The organism is Ruminococcus sp. AF17-12 (genome assembly GCF_003479245.1).
In the GTDB taxonomy this organism is placed as follows: domain Bacteria; phylum Bacillota; class Clostridia; order Lachnospirales; family Lachnospiraceae; genus Blautia_A; species Blautia_A fusiformis.
The window spans coordinates 91,530-112,371 of the sequence record NZ_QUGY01000006.1 but is presented as its reverse complement, the minus strand read 5'-3'; the positions used below and the strand labels follow the sequence as shown (position 1 = coordinate 112,371).

Here is a 20,842-nt window from a genome sequence, read left to right as displayed (position 1 = left end):
ATTTATTCATTGTACATATCATCCAAAGTCACTTCTTTTGTCTTGGCTCCCTCCTTCACGGCATCACCATATGGGAAAGCAAGAAGATCATCGGATTTCAGGCCTGAAGTTACAACTGCATAATATCCGCTGTTCACAATGCTTCCCACTGTGATCTGCTGCTTTTTCAGTGTTCCCTTCACGTCTTTGTATACATAGCTGGTTCCATTTTCCGTACGGATAAATGCCTTCATCACAACCATACTGCCTTCGGCAAGTTTATTTGACTTCAGAGATACCGTCACATAATCCTGGTCGGTAAACTGCAATGAACGATCTGTGATCTCTGCATTAAAGGTGTAATACGATACATTGGGATTAGAATCTCCACCATAATAAGCATTTGAAGAATCCACCGGGTAATCGGATACATTCAGTACCTTCGCCTCAAAGCTGCCGGAATTATAACTGGTACACTGAAGAAGTGTTCCCTCCTTCATCTGATCCAGCATCAGTTCGCTGACCGTTCCGGTAACATAAAAACCATCTTTGCTTTTTACTTTCAGAAAAGCATCTCCATTATAAGAACCTGTGACTTCATCTCCGATGTAAGCAACCGTTCCATCCAGTTTGCTTGTTATCAGCTTGTTTTTTATTTTGTTCTCCAGCTTAGTGATTTTCAGATTATTTTCCTCAATATCCAGTTTCAAACTTGCGATCTTGTTTTTCTGGATCTTGATCGCATCCTCTCTTGACATGGTTGTGCCATCAGTACCGTCATCTCCATCACCGCTGTCATCCGGTATCTCATTATCATTTTTGTCATATTTGGAAGCCTCGTCCAGTGTAAATTCTGTTTCCGCATACATATATACCGGATTTTCAAGAAGACTTCCATCGATCAGATAATATCCTGTACAGGAAAGTGTTCTGTCCTGAAAATCAGCAATGGTATCATTCTCATGAAACTCCAGCTGGAACCAGCTGCCGCCTTTCTGGACCACTTTGGTTCCATCCTCACTGTATCCCGCCATTCTGTTAAAGAAGGATCCCATCACCGTAACTTTGCCTTTGGCACTGCTTACAAGAAAAACATAGGGATCTTCTTCCGTACCGGTTCCTGTAAACGGCTGAGAAGTATAATCCAGCTTCTGATAAAATTCCGGTTCACCATCTGTGATCCCCGGAATTTCCGGTTCTGTTATATTGGGATCAGGAAGCTCATTGGGTCCCAGTGTGGGAGTCGGTGTCGGAGATACCGTTGGGGTGTCATCTTCTCCGGAACCCCAGTCCGTAGTCTCTCCGTCTGTAATATCATTGGCAGTAGGATCCTGGTAGGTCGGATCCATGATCAGATCCTCATCGGATGCAGTTGTATCCTCTTCCATATCCGCTGTATCATCTCCGGTCATCTGCTCTGTTTCACTGTCCGTCGTTTCTCCGGACGGCATTTCTTCGGTAACTTTCTCTGCAGAATCTTCAAGATCTCCTTCTGTATCTGTAAGGGCACTGAGAAGTAATGGCCTGGAGGAAACCACTGCAAGATAGCTGCCATCTGCAGTAGCCGCGGAACCGGTAGTTGACTGCATATCCTCGTCTCCGTCACTTCCGGAAGGTGTATCCGTATTTGTCATTTCTCCATCATTTCCTTTATCACCACCTGTAGGATTCAGGTCCGTATCATCAGTACTGTCTGTACTGTCTTCGATGGGACCTCCATTCTGAAGACTTGTCAGACGGTTCTGTGCTTTGGTCAGATCCTGCTCCTGCTTCTGCTGTTTCAGCTTTGCAATATTCAGCTCCATCTCTACAAGTGTCATATCAAAGGAGATCAGATTATCGCCTTTTTTTACATCATCACCCTGGGATACATATATTTTCTCGATGATCATATCTTTATCCATATTTACATTCTGAGAAACATTCGTGGTGATGGTTCCATCCAGTGTTGTCTCCGAATACCAGTCCGTCTGAAGATTGCTGACGCTGGTTACCGGCACCTCTGTTACCTTGGATTCTTTCACATGCATAAGCCCTGTGTAGATTCCTCCGGCTGCCAATGCCGCAACCAGTACACCAACGATCACTCTCTTCACCACTTTCATTCTATCACCTCTTTTCCTGCAGCTCACCGTCACGGATCATAACAACCCGTTTGGCATGTGCCGCAATCTCCGGGTCATGTGTGATCATCAGCACAGAAACTCCCTCATCGTTCAGCTTCTGAAACAGTTCCATAACCTGTGCTCCCGATTTCGTATCCAGTGCCCCTGTAGGCTCATCTGCCAGCAAAAGCTTGGGATTGTTTACGATCGCTCTTGCAATAGCCACTCTCTGCATCTGTCCTCCGGAAAGCTGGTTGGGCTTAAAATCCACCCTGTCGGCAAGGCCTACACGCTCCAGAGCTTTTCGTGCACGTTCCCGGCGCTCCTTTTTGGGAACCCTTGCATAATTCAGCGGCAGTTCCACATTTGTCAGCGCGCTCTGCCTTGGAAGGAGATGAAAGCTCTGAAATACAAATCCGATCGTTTTCAAACGGATATCTGACATCTCATTCTCTGTACATTTGGCAATATCTTCTCCATTCAGGAGAAAAGTTCCCTTGGTAGGTTTGTCCAGGCATCCGATAATATTCATCAGTGTAGTCTTTCCGGAACCGGAAGGTCCCATGATCGCCACATATTCTCCCTCCTCCATGGAAAAATCTACATCTTTTAATACAGGTACTGTCATTTTCCCCTGCTGATAATCCTTATATATTCCTTTTAAATCCAAAATCATTCTGTCGGCGCTCCTTCCATCGGAACAAGGTCATCTCCCGAAGAAATGTCGTCTGTCGCATCCATCATATCACTGTCTACAGCTCCATCTTCGATCATTTCGGGCTCTGAGCCATCACTTTCCGTGTATGCAGAATCATCAGAGCTTTCATCATCCTCAGAATCATCCCACATAGCCGCTGTAGTCTGATCTGCAGTACCTTCTGCGACAGACATACCTTCCTTCAGCTCATCTGTCGGAAATGCGATCTTATCTTTTTCGGTAAGTCCGTCTGCGATCTCATATTCCCCAAGATCTTCATCATACTGTCCTAATATGACATCTCTCTTCTCCAGCTTGTTCTGACCGTTTGCGATCCAGACATATGGGCTGTCTGTATCCGCATCCACGATAAAATAATCGTTCAGCCAGATACCGGACTTTTTCTCATCCTGTCCTTCGTCCGGTTCAATATACACATGCTGCCCCAGCATCAGACCCTCAGATGAATCCAGATTCACATAAAACGGATAGGTACTGGATGATGTCTGATCATCACTGGCACTGGACATTCCGAACATTGCCATATCCGAACTGCTGTTGCTGGTAGAATTATCTAGGTCAACAGAGCCCATGGTGCCCTTCCAGGTTTTTGAAGAATCCACCCTGGAACGAATGATCACAGGAGTTCCCTCTATGATCGAATCACGGTTTATTTCATTTACCGTTCCCTTTACACGATAAGCACCTGTACTCAGGATCGTGATAAATGCATTGCCGGAGCTGTTTCCGGAACTGGAATCTGTGGAATCCGTCGTGCCTTCTGTCAGCGTATCCTCCACGCCCTCAGAATCATCACCGCCCATCTTGGAGGTATCGATCTTCTGAATCACTCCATCGATCTCACTGCGCACCTCGGTATTCTGCGTTGCCTGGGAAAGCTTATCGATCTCTGCCTGTTTGCTTTTCTGATCATATTCATTCTTCTTGAGATTCATTTTCTGTGTTTCGATCTCTATTGTATAGGAAAGCTGATTATCTGCTGTAGCTTTCTTTTTCTCAGCTTCCAGTGTAGTGATCTGATCAGATATACTTAACTGTTCGTTTTTCAGGCGGTCCAAGGCCAGCTGTGCTTCCTGAAGACTTTGCTGGATACTTCCAAGATCATACTGAAAAAGAAGCTGCCCTTTCTTGACTTCCTGACCGGTCTTTACCTGAACTTCTTTTACCTTTCGGCCGCTTTCGATCTTTACCTGAACCGTTTCCTGCGGTTCCACAACACCTGCATATCGGTTTTCCACTCCGGAATCCATTTCCGAAAGCTTGCCTATCTTTGTTACATATACAATATCGCTACCTCCTGCGGACCCTGCATGATGTGTATAATAATACCATCCACCGGCTCCGATACCGGCTGCAAGTACAAGGACTCCAAGTGCGATCAAAATACGTTTTTTCATATCTGTCCCCTTTTCTCAGCATCGTACTAAAACTATCTGTTGCTTCAAACATCATAGCAGATTCACTCTAAAAAGAAAAGTCCCTGAAGAAAACGATGCAGATTTCACAGATTTTTCATAAAAAAAAATCCCCTTCGTGGCCAGGAGATTTTTTATGTAATAATGATTATTTAACTGTTACTTTAACTGTCCTTGTTACAGTCTTGTGATTAGCCAGCTTAACAGTAACTTTTACAGTATATTTGCCTTTTTTAGCATTTTTTGCTACTATGATCTTACCTGTTTTACTTACTTTTACAGCTTTGGAGTTGCTGGAAGTCCATGTTGCTTTTGCAGCTTTTGCCTTTGTAAGCTTGATGGTTGTAGCTTTTCCTCTTTTAACTGCAACACTGCTCCTGGAAACTTTTACATTTTTCTGAACAGCAGGGTTGATCGTATATGCTACAGTTTTATAGAAACCTGCATAACGGCCGATACCGTTGATATAAACTATTTTTTTACCGGCGGTTTTCATACTCTGTCCATACTTGTATGTTATAACATAATCTTTACCATTTTTCAGAGTTTTTTTACCAGCTTTTACAGTTAATACCGGATGCTGGGTTTTTCCATTGTAAGTTGTAGTTTTCTTTTTCAGTGACACAGTGTTGAAAGTCTGCTTTGTTGGTGATTTTGCAGCTGCCATTGTCGGAACGGTCATTGTTCCGAACAGAACCATAGCTGAAAGCATAATAACTGCAAGTTTTTTGATAGACTTCATTTTGATTCACCTCTCCCTTAAATTATCACAGGTATACGCCTGTTGTTTTTGATTTATTTATAAACGATCCCGCCACGTCTGATCCTTTATAACGATATAAAAAGATAACAATCATTTCTCTGAGTGCTTCTTATGTTTCGTATCCGGCTCATAACCGTATCCATATCCATAGTTTCCGTATTTTCCATATTTACCATAGCCTCTGGTAGAAACTTCCGCGCGGTTCAGCACTGTGCCAAGAAGCTTACATCCGGACTGTTCGATCTCATATAAAGACTGTTTTATCATTGCCTTCGGTGTTTGACCGGCTCTGACCACCAATATCGCGCCATCACACATGGAAGCGATCAGTGCTCCGTCTGACACGCTTCCAAGGGGAGGTGTATCTACGATCACAAAACGATATTCTCCGGCAAGTCTGTCAAGCAGTTCTCTGAATCTGGCATCCTCAAGAAGAGGGGACGGATTCTCAAGAAGCTGTGTACACGGAACTATGTATGCATTTTCAATATTTGTTTTATAGACTACATCTTCATATTCTGCCATGCCGGAGAGATAATGGTTCAAGCCCTTTGTTTCTGACGCATTTTCCACCTGCATTCTCTGCATCTGAACAGATTTACGCAGATCCACATCCACCATAACAGTAGAAAAACCTGCTTCTGCAAGCATCTTCCAGAGATATGAGGAAACAGTACTTTTACCTTCATTTGGCATGCAGCTTGTAAGAAGGATCTTTTTTGTGTTTTTGCCACAGAATTTAACATTGATCCTGAGACGGTTCATTGCCTCTTCTACTGCATAGGGAAGATCCGGAAACACTACTTTCAGTTTATTCATTTCTCTTTCTCCTTTTTCTGCTGCTATACTCTTCCTCTCCGTCATAGCTTTTCACCTTACTGCTTTCAGGAATCGTAGTCAGCGGCACAAGGCCAAAATATTTTTCCATTTCTTCTGCCGTATGGATCGTATCATCCATCAGATATCTGACGCTCAGGATACCTGCGCAGATGAGAAGCCCCAGAAGTCCTCCTATCACCGTAAACTTGAAATAGCTTGGTGCAGCCTTGTGTTCAGGTAGTTTTGCATGCTGTGCAATATTCGGGGCCTTGGTACTCATTGTATCCGGCAGATAGGAAACAGCTTCCTCTGCCATTGTCTCTGCAAGGTCCATAGATAGCTGAGGATCTGTTGTTGTTGCTGTGATCTGGAGCACACGCGTATCAGACGGATTGTTCAGTGTATACAGCTTCGCAAGATCTTCGTAATCCATATCGAGTTTCAGTTTCTCGATTACACGGTTCAGCACCGGGTAACTGAACATCAGCTCTTCATAATCGGATGTCAGCGAAGTTCCCAGATTCAAATCATTCAGATTGACAACTGAATCATCAGAGGTTGAAACCACATAAAGTTTTGCCGTTGATTCATAGGTTGGCTCAATGAAAAAGAATGCAAATGCATTCAAAGCCAGTGCCCCGGCAAGAAGACAGAGAAGCAAATGGTGCCAGTGATCCATAAGCATATACGCAAGATCCAAAAGATCTATTTCCATCTCGTCATTCATATCTTTCTGATTCATAGCTTTTCTCCTTGTTTTATATTTCCGCAGGTGGCCTGCACCTGGATTTTTCTTTTAATCCTTTTTTTTATAAAACAGCTCCAGGACAACCTGCTGCAGACTGTCCTCATCAGGCGTAAATGTCTGCCAGCCTTCCTCGTCCGAACCGTAAGTTCCACTTATGGAAACTCTGTCATCTTTTTTGTCATCTGACAGAAGAAGTGCCAGACGGCAGAACTTCTTTGCGCCGATATTGGTAGTCATATAGTCCTCAAGTGCATGATATACCTGCAGTGGAAATTTACTGTCCGAATCACATTTGGATCTGAAAGCAGGTTTAAATGCCTCTTCATAATCATTCTGACGCTGCATGCGGTTCTGGTTAGTGCCATCCGCAACATCCATTCTGCCTCTAACATAATTTTCAGCATGCGCTCCCATCAGCTTAACTGTTTCACCTTTTTTTAGAGAAGGATCTCTCTCCGAAAAATCATCCTCGATGGTAACAGTCACACCTCCGACCATATCATTCACTACCTGGATCGCGCTCATGTTGATCATTGCATAGCCATCGATCTTTTGTCCTTTCAGAAGAGTGGACACTGCATCCACCGTGTTTTCAGCCCTCATATTCTGATCAAGCCCCATGGAATGCGCAAGGGACAGCTGGATATCTGTTGTTGCCAGATAGGTTCCGTCATCAGCAAGGCTTCTGACAGGTGTGACAGTATTCCGGTCAACAGAAAGAAGCTTGCATGTGTCTGTACTTCTGTCTCTCACAATAACAACCAGAACATCACACTGGCCGGTACCGTCATATTCAGTTACTTCCTGTACTTTACCAGGATCATCAATTCCGGCTATCAGATATGTTTCCAGATTTCCCTTCGGAACATATATCTGATCTTTATATGTAACTGTTTCCTCTGCCTCAATACTGCTGTTCTGATCTACAGTATGATGATCTGCCATTCCCAGTATAATATTGACAAAAACAGTTCCTGCTGCGAGAACCACCGCTGCGATCGCTATACCTTTGTACAATCTTTTTTTGTCCTGTTTTTTTCTGTATTGGGACATAAATCTCACTCCAGTTTTTTAATACTTTATGTTCAGCAGGATGTATCTTCTTATCAGAAAATCTTCCTTAAAAGTGCTGGTCCGCCTGCAGGATTCATTACTTCACAGATCATCAACACTATCAGAAGCACAAATATCACACAACTAAGCACTACTGCTGTTTTCTTTGACATCCTGTCCCCTCCTATATTTCATTCGTTATAAGCTCTGCTTTGAATCAAGCGGATAAAAAAGTTCCGCAAAAACGGGTTTTATTATAGCACCATAATAATCCGATTTCAACCTGTGTAACATATTTGTAATTATATTGCATTTTTCTTAATTTCTCCTTTTTTGCGATATTTTGACTTTCAGTGCTTTATCTGCTAGAATATTATAATATAACTTTTTTGAAAGGAAAGAACAATATGAAGACAGTGAAACATCTGCTGGCTTTCTTAATGATCATTCTTCTCTCAGTTTTTTTATGTAGCTGCTCCCAGTCGGCCAAAGCTCAGGCGGAGAAGGCGATCAAAAAAGATCTGGATCTTCTTAAAAATCTGGACTCTGAAACAACCATGCAGTACATATCCTATCAGGAACTGTTTCCGGATTCTGATGACAGCACAGAGCTTTCTGCTGATATAAAGGAAGTATTTTCTCTCTTCTTTCAGAATTTCAATTACAAAATCCTGGGTATATCCGTTGATAGTGACGGAAAAAATGCTTCTGCGCAGCTTAAGCTTACTACTCTGGACGCTGAGACTCTTGCCAGTGATTTTGTTTCTGCAAGCCTTCAGGAAGAAATACTGGAAACCGCCTCCGGTAAAGAAAATGATAATGGGAATTCCCTGGAGCAGCGTTATCTGCTCCTGTACAAGCTTCTCAAGAATAACACGTACAGTTCTGTAGAACGTAATACTTCCATCCAACTAAACAATCTTGGATCTTCTTCAGAACCTGACTGGGAGATCACGCACAGCTCCTCTCTCGAAAATGAGCTGGTCGGTGGCCTTATCACCTATCTGTCCGATCCTGATCTTGTGCCGCCTGCCGAAACGCTTACCGTCTATCTGAAAACACTTCAGGAGATGGATGTACAGCAGATGGCTAATTATTTGGGGCTGGATTCCATTCTGAACACTTCAGATTCGGCAAAAAATGCCATTGCTTCTGCCCTTATGGAACAGTTTCACTCCTGTTTTAACTACAAAATATCAAGCACCTCTGTTTCCGGATATCTTGCTGAGGTGGACGCAGAGCTCACCACATTTGACAGTGATTCCATTCTTACACAATACGAAAAAGAATTGAATACTTATCTGGCTTCTGCTGATGCAGTGATCGATGGTTCCCAGAAGCGTTACAACAAATCACATGAACTGCTTCTGGACAGTATCAGAAATAATCAGGCAACCATAACTGCTACTGCTACCTTCCATCTCATAAATGATGGTGCATCCTGGAAGCTTGAGAATGCCGGTACCGAACTTGGCAATGCTATCTTCGGGACACTTACCGCTTCACCGGTTCCTGAAGATTCTGCCGAAGATAACGAATAAAGGATAAAAGCAAGAAAACCCGTGAATATCTGCTTTCTCTGACAGGAAAGCGTGATCTTCACGGGTTATTTATATTCTTCTTTTTTATATTCCGGATATGATCTTTATAAAAAGCAATGCAAGGACTATAAGAATAATAGGCCGTATGATCCGGCTTCCGTTTTTCATCACCATACCTGCGCCGGTATAATGTCCTGCGATTGAGAACACTGACGCTGCAATTCCAAGCATGATCACAATCTTTCCGCTGAGCAGAAACACAACAAGAGCCGCTACATTGGAAGAGAGGTTGGTAACCTTCATGGTACCGGAAGCTTTTGCCACACTCATTTTTCCCAATCCTGTAAACAAAAGCAAGAGAAAAGTTCCTGTTCCTGGTCCATAAAAGCCATCGTAGCATCCTACAGCAAGAGAGCATACGGCACAGAGCAGGATCTGTTTTTTTCTGGCGATCTCACCACCCTTCTCATCCATATTTTTCTTGCGCAGCACATAAAAAGCAACCACCGGAAGAACCGGGATCAGCATATAACGCAGGAGTTTATCACTGGCTATAAGAGCAAGGTGAGCTCCTATGGAAGATCCCAGGAGTGCCATTGGAATACATGGAAGCACCAAGAACCAGTCCACAAATTTATTTTTGCACAAACGGACAGTTGAGATCAATGTTCCTGTTGCTGATGACAGCTTGTTAGTGGCAACAGCATTATGTACAGGAACTCCGGCCAAAAGATAAGCAGGCAGGGAGATCAGTCCTCCCCCGCCTGCTACAGCATCTACAAATCCGGCAAGAAATACAAGTGGACAAACGATCAGAAATGTATATATTGTCGGCTGCATGATCTTTTATTCTTCCTCTTCTTTCTGCGGCTCAAGGTCAAGTCCCAACTCATGAAGCTGCGCCTCACTTACCTGGCTAGGGGACTGAGTCATCAGACAGGATGCATCCTTAACCTTCGGGAATGCAATAACATCACGGATCGTATCTGCCTTTGCCATAAGCATAACAAGTCTGTCAAGGCCATATGCAAGTCCTGCGTGTGGCGGAACTCCATATTTGAAGGCATCCAGAAGGAATCCGAACTGTTCATATGCAGCTTCTTTTGTGAAGCCAAGTGCCTCAAACATTCTTTCCTGAATATCATCCTGATGGATACGCACGCTGCCGCCGCCAATCTCATTTCCGTTAAGAACGATGTCGTATGCTTTTGCGCGAACCTTTCCCGGATCTGTGTCAAGAAGCGGAAGATCCTCCTCCATAAGCATGGTGAACGGATGGTGCATTGCTGTAAAACGATTCTCCTCCTCACTCCACTCAAGAAGCGGGAACTCTGTTACCCATACGAAACGATACTCATTTTTGTCTAAAAGATCCATCTGTTTTGCAAGCTCAAGACGGAGTGCTCCCAGTACATCGTATACCAATTTTGTCTTATCTGCTGCGAAAAGAAGAAGATCTCCCGGCTTACCGTCCATAGCTTTTACAAGAGCATCCATCTCTTCATCTGTCATAAACTTGGCGAAAGAAGACTTTCTGGTTCCGTCCTCTGCAATGGCAATGTATGCAAGACCTTTTGCACCATAACCTTTTACGAACTCAACAAGCTTATCGATCTTCTTTCTCGGCATTGCGCCCTGACCTTCTGCATTGATACCACGAACACTTCCGCCGTTCTCAAGCGCACCTGTGAACACACCAAATCCGCAGTCTTTTACGATATCACTGACATCATGAAGTTCCATACCGAAACGCATATCCGGCTTGTCGGAACCAAAACGATCCATAGCTTCCTGCCAGGTAATTCTCTGGATTGGAAGTTTTACATCGATATCCAGGACTTCTTTGAACAGGAATGCAAGATATCTCTCGTTAACATCGATAACATCGTCTACATCAACAAAGGAAAGCTCCATATCAATCTGTGTGAACTCCGGCTGACGGTCAGCACGAAGGTCCTCATCACGGAAACATCTTGCGATCTGGATATAACGATCAAATCCGGAGCACATCAGAAGCTGCTTGTACAGCTGCGGAGACTGTGGAAGGCCATAGAAGCTTCCCGGATGAACACGTGATGGTACCAGATAGTCTCTGGCTCCCTCAGGAGTACTCTTTCCAAGCATCGGTGTCTCGATCTCAAGAAATCCCTCTTCTGTAAAGAACTGTCTTGTAAGCTGGGCAACCTTGCTCTTCATCATGATATTTCTCTGAAGATCCGGTCTTCTTAAATCAAGATAACGATATTTAAGGCGAATCTCATCTTTTGTCTTGCTATTCTCTTCGATCGGGAATGGAGGAACATCTGCCTCAGCAAGGACACGGAGGGATTTTACACGAAGCTCGATCTCGCCAGTTGCAAGATTCTCGTTTACTGCTCCTCCACGTTTCTCTACGGTACCGGTTACAGCAATAACAAACTCACTACGCAGTTTACCGGCTTTTGTAAAACCTTCCTCGTCAATGCTGCCATTCTCAAAAATCAGCTGCATGATCCCGGAACGGTCACGAAGGTCTACAAATACAAGACCTCCTTTATTTCTGGCTTTTGCCACCCATCCCATTAATGTTACTTCTTTTCCGACCATCTCTGTGGTCACTTCTGCACATCGGCAGGTTCTGTGCAGTCCCTGCATGCTTTCAGCCATCTCTTTATCCTCCTCTGACTATTTTTTCATAGTCATTTTAATTTACTCTGCTATCTCCGTTTTCAGACGGGGCAGTTTCAGTCTCTGTTGAAAAATTCTACATACTCTGTATAACCATCTGCTGCCAGCTGGTCTTTCTGGAATTTTTTGTTCTTTTTCATGATAGAGATATTGATCTGTGTACCTGCACTTCTTTCCTCAGTTGCCTGTTTCAGGATGTTCAGAAGCTTGTCTGCCGGCATGTTCTTCTCGATCAGATATGCTTTCTTGCCATTCTTGGTTGGAATCTCATAGCCTCTCTCAAGAAGCAGCATAACGATTCTCTCAAATCCAATGGAGAAACCACAGGCACAGGTATTATTTCCTGTAAATTTACCGATCATCTCATCGTAACGTCCGCCTCCACCGACGCTTCCGCCGAACTCATCCATGGAAATCTCAAAGATCGGACCTGTGTAATAGGACATTCCACGTACCAGTGTAGGATCAAAGGACATTTTGAAGTCTGCTGTTTTTACAGATTCTACAGTATTGATGATAGTTTCAAGATCCTCTGCAATACCCGCATCCAGAACATCAGAAAGTTTTTCTTTAATATAACGGACACCCTCAACATCGTTGGTGATCTCACGGAAAAGTCCAAGATAAGTGTCAATACTCTCTTTAGCAAAGCCCTCTTTCTCAAGTTCCTCTGCAACTCCCTCGATGCCGATCTTATCCATCTTGTCAAGAATAATAAAGACAGTATCAAAGCTCTCTGTCGGGAATCCGCTGTACTGAGCCATTGCCTTCAGGATTCTTCTGTCATTGATACGGATAGTAAAGTTATGGAAATCCAGTTTTCCAAGAAGTGTTGTTGTTGCAAGTACAAGCTCGATCTCGGCAAGATAGGTCGGCTCACCCAGGATATCGATATCACACTGCATAAACTGACGGAAACGACCTCTCTGCGGACGGTCAGCTCTCCATACATTTCCCATCTGAAGTGCCTTAAACGGAGCCGGAAGCTCGTTTGCATTATTGGAATAATATCTGGAAAGCGGTACGGTCAGATCATAACGAAGTCCGGAATCTGTCAGATCATTCTCTGTTTTTGCAGTATCCAGTTTCAGTTTCTCGCCTCTCTTCATGATCTTGAAGATCAGCTTTTCATTTTCACCGCCCTGCTTGCTGCAGAGATTCTCAATATGTTCTACACAGGGAGTCTCGATCGCGGAAAAACCAAAGGTTCCATACGTCTCTCTGATCATATTCATCACATAGTTACGGATTGCCATTTCTTTCGGTAAAATGTCCTTCATTCCTGTAACCGGTTTCTTTTTTAATGCCATAGTTTCCTCCTTTATGAATCACCCTCTGAAATGCAAGAAACACCTGCATGTCAAAGTTTTTAATCTCATCGATCATCAGTCTTAAAACTTCATCTTTTTCCAGAGCTTTCCGATATGGTCTGTCCATACTCAAAGCCGCATATACATCACATACTCTCAGTATTCTTGCACCCATAGGGATATCCTTTCCGCTTCTGTTGCTGGGATAACCGCTGCCATCAAAATTCTCATGATGATAAAGAATACTTTCCAGAACATAATCGGAATATCCCTGGTCTTTCAGGATCTCATAACCTAATGTGGAGTGCATGCGGACATATTTCAGTTCTTCAATGACCATCGGATTCTGCTCTTGGCCATTAATGTATCCTTCCAGCTTCAGCTTGCCTATATCATGGAGCATTCCGGCAATGGCCAGCTGATAGCATTCTTTCTCACCAAGACCAAGCTCCTTTGCCACATCATAGGCAAGGTTACTGACAACAGTCCCATGTTTCAGCTCTGCGGAAAGATCCATTTCCAGGATCCGGTCCTGCGTAGTTTCACTTATCTTCTGTACGCTTTTCAAGGATCCGTCTCTCCTTTCCGTCTACAGCCATTTTGCAATGCCCTCGCGTTTTCTCTCGATCATTTCATCGATACGTGTGATATAATTGACAACATCCTTCACATTCTCCACACGCTCAATGCGCTGTCCGTGATCAAACACAAGCTTGGAGGAACCACCTGCACCCAGTGCGATGATCGGCTGCTTTTCCTCCATAATCAGTATATTGTAAATCCCTGCTTTGTCAACCTCAGAATACCCGACATTCTCAAAATTTCCCTTCATATTCTTCTGTCTGTACAGATAATAGGGGCCCATTCCCATCTCGTAGGCAGTTTTCATAGTCAGATTCATGATCTCCTGATTGTTTTCAAAGGTCATCTCCTGGTATTTATCACGGAAAATATTCAGTCTTGCCGCACGCTTCACAGCAAGCGAATGTACGGTCAGGCTGTCCGGCCCGAGGTCTTTTACCTCATCCAGTGTATGCTGCACTTTTGTGATATCTTCGCCGGGAAGACCCACGATCAGATCCATATTGATATTGTCGAATCCGGCTTTTCTTGCCAGATGAAACGCATTCTTTGTCTGTTCTACTGTATGACGTCTACCAATGATATCCAGGGTTTCCTGATTCATGGTCTGTGGATTTACGGAAATCCTGGTAACCGGAAACTCCCGGATCGCCTGAAGCTTTTCCAAGGTTATACTGTCCGGTCTTCCTGCCTCAACCGTAAATTCTTCCAGCTCCTCACAGGGAAAATATTCTGTGATCGCGCCAAGAAGTCTCCGAAGCTGATCCGGCTCCAGCGTGGTAGGTGTTCCTCCGCCGATATAGACCGTATCCAGCTTCCGGTTTTTCATCATCCCGGAAACAGCCCGGATTTCCTTTACCAAAGCGTCCAGATACGCCTCCACATATTTACGCCATCTCTCCAGCGGATAGGAACTGAATGAACAGTACAGACAGATACTCGGACAGAAAGGAATGCCAACATAAAGGCTGTAACCGTTTTCATAATCAATGTTTTTCAGGATATCTCTCTCACGATTTGCGATGGTAACCGCAAGAGCTGTTTTCTCCGGACTTACCAGATACTGATCTCTCATATATCTGGCGATCTCCGTATTTTTCATTCCGGACTCCAGCATTCCCATAGCCATTTTCACAGGACGGATGCCTGTAAGATTCCCCCATGGAAGTTTCTTGCCTGTAGCTTTGGAAAGCATCTGATACAGGGCGTATTTGATCGCGTCTTTATTTTTCCTGCGGATATCATGGGCATCATTGCAAGAAATAAGGGCATCCGAAGCTTCTCCACTGGATTGCCCTTCTATCACAGCCCCATGAGCTGTTTTTTTCTCTATTCCGTTGTTGTAACTGATGGTATACCCTTCTTCATCACGTGAAACCCGGAAGCGGATATCATAATCCGCATCATCCTCTTCATAAAGAGAAATGATCTCATTCCCGGGATAAAACGCTTTGATCAGCTCATACACATCATGCTCAAAATCTCTGTTCTGAAACAAAATTCCAATCTTATACAAATGGATTATACCTCTTTTCGTAACCAATTGTTGTGGATGCGTCATGCCCCGGAAATACTTCTGTATCCTCCGGCAAAGTATCCACAAGCTTGTGAAGGCTTCTTACGATCTCAGCAGAACTTCCGCCAGGAAAATCGGTTCTTCCCACAGAGCCGCAAAACAATGTATCTCCGCTGAAAAGCACACCCTCTTCTTTGATATAATAGCAGCAACTTCCTTTGGTATGTCCCGGTGTGTGGAACATCTGGATGGAAAATCCGGCCGCTTCGAAGATCTGCCCGTCATCCAGAAGGACATCCGGCTTAATTGAACAGGCACTTCCATAAACAGCAGTCATATTTATCGTGGGCTCTGCCAGCATTGCTTCTTCCTGCCTGCATGCATAAACCGGAATCTGATATTTTTCCTTCACTTTCTTTACAGCCATGATGTGATCAAAATGACCATGTGTCAGAAGGATTCCCACCGGTTTTCCCTGCATAAGAGATACTTTCTGAAAAACTTTTTCTGCATAGTCTCCCGGATCTACGATCAGCAGTTCTCCGGTCTCTTTATTTTTCAAAAAATAGCAGTTGGTAAACACCTGGCCCAGCACACACTGCTGCATTTCAAGTTTACTCATAAAAATTCCTCCGTTTATCGGGTCAGCCCGTTGTTCGCTCTACATCAAGAACACTTTCAACCTGACGGATCTTTTCGATCAGAGAATTCAGTTCCTGTTTGCTGCATACATTAAAGGACATGGAAATCGTGGCGCGTTCCTGCTTGTTGGTACGGCTGTTAATGGAACGAAGATCGATCTTCCTCTCTGTAAAGATCTTGGAGATATCCACCAGAAGTCCGGTACGATTATTTGCGTAAACCTGGATCTCAGCTTCGTATTTCTCGGAATCCGCTCTGTCCGGCATCTGCCACTCTGCTTCAATGAAACGTTTCCTGTCAATCTCAGGCATGTTGAGCACATTCACACAATCTGTACGATGGATGGTGATTCCCCTTCCTCTTGTTACAAAGCCCACAATCTCATCTCCCGGAATCGGACTGCAGCATTTAGAAAATCGAACTGCCACATCATGGACACCTTTTACTACAATACCACTCTTACTCTTGGCAATATGAAGCTTCTCCTGTGATTCGGAAGCTGCCTCCAGAACCTGTTCATCTGTAAGATTCTTCTTATGCTCCCGCTCATAGGCTTCTACCAGCTTGTTAAACACCTGACCTTCTTTCAGGCCGCCATGTCCGATAGCTGCCAGTACAGAATCCCAGTCTCGGAAACCATATTTATGCATTACCGATTCCATATACTGTGGCTTGGTATATATGCCTAGTTTAAAGCCCTTGGTCTTGGCATACTGATTCAGCATGTCCTTACCCTTCAGAATATTATCTTCCTTCAGTTCCTTCTTAAACCACTGGTTGATCTTATTCTTAGCCTGTGTACTCTTTACGATCTTCAGCCAGTCACGGCTGGGGCCCTGAGAATTCTGGGAAGTTATGATCTCAATACGGTCGCCGTTTTTGATCTTATATTCAATAGGAACCAGTTTACCATTGACTCTGGCACCTACCATCTTATTTCCTACTGCACTGTGCACGCTGTATGCAAAATCGATTGGTGTGGAACCATTGGGGAGAGTTTTGACATCACCCTGAGGCGTGAAACAGTAAACACTGTCTGCAAAAAGATCCAGGTCGTTTTTCAGAAGGCTCATGAACTCCCGGTTATCGGACATGTCTCGCTGCCACTCCAGGATCTGACGCAGCCAGTTCAGCTTCTCCTCCTCGCTCTTGCCAGGTTTCTTGCCATCGGAAGTTTCCTTATATTTCCAGTGGGCTGCAATACCATATTCTGCGGTTTTATGCATTTCGAATGTACGGATCTGGATCTCGAAAGGCTGTCCGTTGGGGCCAATCAGTGTTGTATGCAGAGACTGATACATGTTGGCTTTCGGCATTGCGATATAATCTTTAAATCTACCCGGGATCGGCTTGTACATCTCATGGATAACACCAAGTGCTGCATAACAGTCTTTTACGGTGTCCACAATGATACGCACGGCAAACAGATCATAGATCTGGTCAATGGTCTTGTCCTGGTTGACCATTTTCTTATAAATACTGAAGAAATGTTTCACACGGCCATCCACCTGCGCCTTGATGTTGGCATCTTCCATGTGCTGCTTTACCTGCTTCACAATAGAATTGACAAACGCTTCACGGGCACTTTTACGAAGGGCTACTTTTTCTACAAGGTCATAATAAACATCTGGTTTCAGATATTTAAGTGAAAGATCATCCAGCTCTACCTTGATCTTGGAAATACCAAGACGCATGGCAATGGGAGCATAAATATCCATGGTCTCTCTTGCCTTCTCCTGCTGTTTCTCCGGTCTCATATACTGCAAGGTACGCATATTATGAAGACGGTCTGCAAGTTTGATCAGAATAACGCGGATATCTTTGGCCATTGCAAGGAACATCTTCCTTAAGTTCTCAGCCTGGACCTCTACCTTATCCTTGGAATAGGACAGCTGTCCCAGCTTGGTAACACCATCTACCAGAAGTGCTACCTCAGAACCGAATTCCTTTTCCACTTCTTCATACGTCATCCAGGTATCTTCTACTGCATCATGAAGAAGACCTGCCACAATGGTCTCCTTATCCAGCTCAAGATCCGCAAGGATGATCGCTACACAGAGAGGATGAATGATATAGGGCTCACCGGATTTACGTTTCTGATCCTTGTGTGCCTCACTAGCCACTTTATAGGCCTTTTCGATCATGGAGATATCTGTAGACGGATGATATTTTTTCACGCTTTTTATCAGCTCCTGATAAAGGACCTCAGGGCTTGTAAAATCATGCATGGATTTTACCGCCGCATCTGCCTTCCGGACAGATTCCATTTTTTCTTTTTCTTCTTCCTTCTGTATTTCAATGTTCTGTTTTTCCGTATTTTTTGTCTCTGCCATTAAATCCCACCTGCCTGTGCACAATTTCATACTGCCGTATGACTACAACAGTTCACATCCCCTTCCACCGACAAAAATTACTTTCCGTCGTAGCAGATCACAGATGCTACATCATAGCCTTTCAGACGCTCACGTCCTTTCAGGCCTGCAAGCTCCATGAGGAAAACAACTTTCACAACGATGCCGCCAAGCTCTTCCACAAGCTTAATAGCTGCTTCCACGCTTCCGCCTGTAGCGATCAGGTCATCTACGATTACAACCTTCTGTCCTGGCTTGATAGAATCCTTATGCATCTCGATCGTTGCACTTCCATATTCCAGATCGTAAGTTCTGGAAATGGTCTCACATGGAAGTTTTCCTGCTTTGCGGACCAGAACAAAGGGTTTGTGAAGATTATATGCGATCGGCATACCAAAGATAAATCCTCTGGATTCAAGACCTGTGATCACATCGAACTCCTCACCCTCCAGACAATCCTGCATAGAATCAATGGCAAGCTGTAATCCATCCGCATCCTGAAGGACGCTGGTAACGTCACGGAAAATAATCCCTGGCTCTGGAAAGTCCGGGATACTTCTTACATATTCTTCTATTTTTTTCATAATAACCTCCAATGGTTTAATTTGTCAATCAGATGTTAGATAGTATAGCACTTTTTCTGTAGGGAATCAATGTGCAACCCGACAGAACTCGCGGAATTACGACAGGCCCTGGACTGCATATTGCCCAGTACAGAGCCTTCTTTCCTGTTTTACAGTCAATTACTCGCTGTCAGGATCTGCATTTTAGTGATAACTTCTCCTGTTATTCTGTAATATAATTTCGGATTACGATCTGTAAGGTCTCTCTTCCCTGATAACGGTTGATCTCAGGATAATATGTGACCGCAATACTTCCACAGTTTTTTATTCTATCAACAAATTCATCTGCTTCTCCAAAATATACTGCTTCCACTACACAGCCGGTACTGTCTGACAGCTGAAGCTTTGCCACATTCCTATTTTTGCCAAGAATACGGCTGCTTAAAACCCGAAGTCCCTTCTGTGCAAAAATCGGTTTGGTATTTCCCTTTCCAAAAGGCTCCAGCAGGGATATCTCTTCCACAAGTTCCTTATTTATATAGGAAACCGGCATTGGCACATCGATCAGGATCTTTGGAGCCAGATCCTTTTCTGTCAGAGTACAGTTTTCGTTTAACCGTCTGCGGAACTCTTCCACATTTTCTTCTTTAATAGATAATCCTGCCGCCATAGGATGACCGCCATACTGTTCCATCAGATCTCCGCATTTTACCAGTTCCTCAAACATGGAATAGCTTTCTATGGAACGTCCGCTGCCTTTCACCATTGTTTCACCTTTTGTCAGAACAAAGACCGGTTTATTGTACTTTTCTCGGATACGTCCCGCAATAATTCCGGCCAGACTTTCGTGACAGTCCGGTAAATAGATCACAAGAACCCTGTCCTGTCCGATTTCTGTCTCTTCCACAATACGGATCGCTGCTTCCTTTCCCTCTTCCGTGAGAGCTTTTCTGCTTTGATTCAACGCAGTCAAATCGCCAGCAAGTTTTGCTGCTTCATCTTCCGTCTCCGCACAGAGCAGTTTCAGGGAACGTGCAGCGGTATCCAGTCTTCCACTGGCATTGATACATGGTCCCAGCACAAACCCTACATGATAGGCAGTGATCGGCCCATCCTCCAGGCCATTGGCACGGATCAGTTCACGGAGACCTTTGTTAGAAGTGTGGGAAAGTCGTTTCAGGCCTTCCTTTACAAGGATGCGGTTTTCACCCTGAAGATCCATCACGTCTCCCACCGTGGCAATGGCTCCTAATTCCAGAAAATCTTCCAGCTCTTTTTCCGGAATCCCGCATGCCTCATAGAGAGCTGTCACCAGCTTCAACGCAACAACTGCTCCGCACAATCTTTTCTCCGGATAATTACAGTCCGGCTGTTTTGGATTTACAATGGCATCAGCCGGCGGAAGGATCAGTTCTCTTCCATCTTCCGTTTCTTTATAGGGAATTTCATGATGATCGGTTATTATCACCGTCATTCCCTTCTCTTTAGCCATAGTGATTTCATTGTACGCCGCAATTCCATTATCACAGGTAACAATTACGTCAATCCCATCATTCACTGCTCTTTCGATCAGGTGCTCATGGATTCCATATCCGTCCGCCACACGGTCCGGAATATATGTATCTGCCAGAGCTCCTGCACGCTTCAGTCCTTTGATCAGAATGAAGGTCGATATTACCCCATCAATGTCATAATCGCCTATAATACGGATGCGTTTTTTTTCCTTTATTTTATTCCGCAGGATCTCCACTGCCTTATCCACATCTTTCATCAAATGTGGAGAAGCCAGTTCGTCCACCTTTCCATAAAGATATCTGCGAATTTCATCCCTGTCCTGTACATCCCGGTTTCGGATCAGTCTGGCGATCACCGGATCAATTCCGAACTCTTTTCCAATTGCAGCAAAATCCGCCCGTTTTGCAGCAACAACCCATCGTTCCATGTTGTTTCCTCCTTGATGCTTTGCCGTTTTCTTTCTTCAAAGCAACACAATAACCGTATTGTAACTCATACTCCTGCATAGCTGCAAGTTTTTTATGCCACACAAAAAAACGTTCCGCCAGGAAATAT

General features: G+C 44.1%; 17 protein-coding genes. 1 reads left to right on the top strand and 16 read right to left on the bottom strand.

The annotated features are described in order from the left end of the window. Window positions 1-2: 2 nt before the first annotated feature. The 7 genes from DWW77_RS08450 to DWW77_RS08420 form a co-directional block, all read right to left on the bottom strand. Window positions 3-2,084, bottom strand: coding sequence for a hypothetical protein (locus DWW77_RS08450; RefSeq protein ID WP_118608508.1), 2,082 nt, complete (start codon window positions 2,082-2,084; stop codon window positions 3-5). 4 nt (window positions 2,085-2,088) lie between these two features. Next, window positions 2,089-2,757: an ABC transporter ATP-binding protein gene (locus DWW77_RS08445; protein WP_502685118.1), complete on the bottom strand. Its 669-nt coding sequence runs from the start codon at window positions 2,755-2,757 to the stop codon at window positions 2,089-2,091. Beyond that, window positions 2,757-4,199 carry an efflux RND transporter periplasmic adaptor subunit gene (locus DWW77_RS08440; RefSeq protein ID WP_118608507.1) on the bottom strand — a complete coding sequence of 481 codons (1,443 nt, stop codon included), beginning with the start codon at window positions 4,197-4,199 and terminating at the stop codon, window positions 2,757-2,759. Before DWW77_RS08440 ends, DWW77_RS08445 begins: the two co-directional genes overlap by 1 nt. Window positions 4,200-4,365: 166 nt before the next feature. After that, window positions 4,366-4,959 (bottom strand): hypothetical protein, encoded by a 594-nt coding sequence (locus tag DWW77_RS08435; protein WP_015524651.1) that lies wholly within the window; start codon window positions 4,957-4,959, stop codon window positions 4,366-4,368. Between the two features lie 111 nt (window positions 4,960-5,070). Beyond that, window positions 5,071-5,799, bottom strand: coding sequence for a CpsD/CapB family tyrosine-protein kinase (locus DWW77_RS08430; protein WP_114002602.1), 729 nt, complete (start codon window positions 5,797-5,799; stop codon window positions 5,071-5,073). Continuing rightward, the gene (locus tag DWW77_RS08425; RefSeq protein ID WP_114002601.1) at window positions 5,792-6,541 is read right to left on the bottom strand and encodes a YveK family protein; all 750 of its coding nucleotides are present in this window, start codon (window positions 6,539-6,541) and stop codon (window positions 5,792-5,794) included. The genes DWW77_RS08430 and DWW77_RS08425 overlap by 8 nt, the downstream gene beginning before the upstream one ends. A gap of 54 nt (window positions 6,542-6,595) precedes the next feature. Beyond that, window positions 6,596-7,564, bottom strand: a complete 969-nt coding sequence (locus tag DWW77_RS08420) for an LCP family protein (protein WP_173745997.1) — start codon at window positions 7,562-7,564, stop codon at window positions 6,596-6,598. Window positions 7,565-8,007: 443 nt separating this feature from the next. On the opposite strand from DWW77_RS08420, the gene DWW77_RS08415 reads away from it, so the two are divergent. Continuing rightward, entirely contained in the window at window positions 8,008-9,141 is a 1,134-nt protein-coding gene (locus DWW77_RS08415; protein ID WP_118608505.1) for a hypothetical protein, read from the top strand. An 84-nt stretch (window positions 9,142-9,225) separates the two neighbouring features. Here the strand turns inward: DWW77_RS08415 and DWW77_RS08410 are convergent, their stop codons facing one another. The 9 genes from DWW77_RS08410 to recJ form a co-directional block, all read right to left on the bottom strand. After that, entirely contained in the window at window positions 9,226-9,981 is a 756-nt protein-coding gene (locus tag DWW77_RS08410; protein ID WP_173753132.1) for a sulfite exporter TauE/SafE family protein, read from the bottom strand. A gap of 6 nt (window positions 9,982-9,987) precedes the next feature. Beyond that, entirely contained in the window at window positions 9,988-11,787 is a 1,800-nt protein-coding gene (aspS, locus tag DWW77_RS08405; RefSeq protein ID WP_118608504.1) for an aspartate--tRNA ligase, read from the bottom strand. Window positions 11,788-11,864: 77 nt separating this feature from the next. Continuing rightward, window positions 11,865-13,118, bottom strand: coding sequence for a histidine--tRNA ligase (gene hisS, locus DWW77_RS08400; RefSeq protein WP_118608503.1), 1,254 nt, complete (start codon window positions 13,116-13,118; stop codon window positions 11,865-11,867). Next, window positions 13,051-13,686 carry an HD-GYP domain-containing protein gene (locus DWW77_RS08395; RefSeq protein ID WP_330689549.1) on the bottom strand — a complete coding sequence of 212 codons (636 nt, stop codon included), beginning with the start codon at window positions 13,684-13,686 and terminating at the stop codon, window positions 13,051-13,053. Before DWW77_RS08395 ends, hisS begins: the two co-directional genes overlap by 68 nt. A 21-nt stretch (window positions 13,687-13,707) precedes the next feature. Then, on the bottom strand, window positions 13,708-15,216 hold the full coding sequence (gene hemZ, locus DWW77_RS08390) for a coproporphyrinogen dehydrogenase HemZ (RefSeq protein WP_330672033.1): 1,509 nt from the start codon (window positions 15,214-15,216) through the stop codon (window positions 13,708-13,710). Then, window positions 15,209-15,838, bottom strand: coding sequence for an MBL fold metallo-hydrolase (locus tag DWW77_RS08385; protein ID WP_118608501.1), 630 nt, complete (start codon window positions 15,836-15,838; stop codon window positions 15,209-15,211). Before DWW77_RS08385 ends, hemZ begins: the two co-directional genes overlap by 8 nt. A 22-nt stretch (window positions 15,839-15,860) precedes the next feature. Further along, a complete protein-coding gene (locus DWW77_RS08380; protein ID WP_353616931.1) occupies window positions 15,861-18,125 on the bottom strand; it encodes a RelA/SpoT family protein in 2,265 nt (754 codons plus the stop codon). A 143-nt stretch (window positions 18,126-18,268) separates the two neighbouring features. Then, on the bottom strand, window positions 18,269-18,793 hold the full coding sequence (locus DWW77_RS08375) for an adenine phosphoribosyltransferase (protein WP_118608500.1): 525 nt from the start codon (window positions 18,791-18,793) through the stop codon (window positions 18,269-18,271). 202 nt (window positions 18,794-18,995) lie between these two features. Then, window positions 18,996-20,714: a single-stranded-DNA-specific exonuclease RecJ gene (recJ, locus tag DWW77_RS08370; protein WP_118608499.1), complete on the bottom strand. Its 1,719-nt coding sequence runs from the start codon at window positions 20,712-20,714 to the stop codon at window positions 18,996-18,998. Window positions 20,715-20,842 lie beyond the last annotated feature (128 nt).

Bases quoted from the DNA above. Each gene is read 5' to 3' on its own strand.
- DWW77_RS08415 (WP_118608505.1), top strand. From the start codon at position 8,008: ATGAAGACAGTGAAACATCTGCTGGCTTTCTTAATGATCATTCTTCTC.
- recJ (WP_118608499.1), bottom strand. From the start codon at position 20,714: ATGGAACGATGGGTTGTTGCTGCAAAACGGGCGGATTTTGCTGCAATT.
- DWW77_RS08380 (WP_353616931.1), bottom strand. From the start codon at position 18,125: ATGGAATCTGTCCGGAAGGCAGATGCGGCGGTAAAATCCATGCATGAT.
- DWW77_RS08375 (WP_118608500.1), bottom strand. From the start codon at position 18,793: ATGAAAAAAATAGAAGAATATGTAAGAAGTATCCCGGACTTTCCAGAG.
- DWW77_RS08385 (WP_118608501.1), bottom strand. From the start codon at position 15,838: ATGAGTAAACTTGAAATGCAGCAGTGTGTGCTGGGCCAGGTGTTTACC.
- DWW77_RS08425 (WP_114002601.1), bottom strand. From the start codon at position 6,541: ATGAATCAGAAAGATATGAATGACGAGATGGAAATAGATCTTTTGGAT.
- DWW77_RS08435 (WP_015524651.1), bottom strand. From the start codon at position 4,959: ATGAAGTCTATCAAAAAACTTGCAGTTATTATGCTTTCAGCTATGGTT.
- hisS (WP_118608503.1), bottom strand. From the start codon at position 13,118: ATGGCATTAAAAAAGAAACCGGTTACAGGAATGAAGGACATTTTACCG.
- aspS (WP_118608504.1), bottom strand. From the start codon at position 11,787: ATGGCTGAAAGCATGCAGGGACTGCACAGAACCTGCCGATGTGCAGAA.
- DWW77_RS08410 (WP_173753132.1), bottom strand. From the start codon at position 9,981: ATGCAGCCGACAATATATACATTTCTGATCGTTTGTCCACTTGTATTT.
- DWW77_RS08430 (WP_114002602.1), bottom strand. From the start codon at position 5,799: ATGAATAAACTGAAAGTAGTGTTTCCGGATCTTCCCTATGCAGTAGAA.
- DWW77_RS08440 (WP_118608507.1), bottom strand. From the start codon at position 4,199: ATGAAAAAACGTATTTTGATCGCACTTGGAGTCCTTGTACTTGCAGCC.
- DWW77_RS08450 (WP_118608508.1), bottom strand. From the start codon at position 2,084: ATGAAAGTGGTGAAGAGAGTGATCGTTGGTGTACTGGTTGCGGCATTG.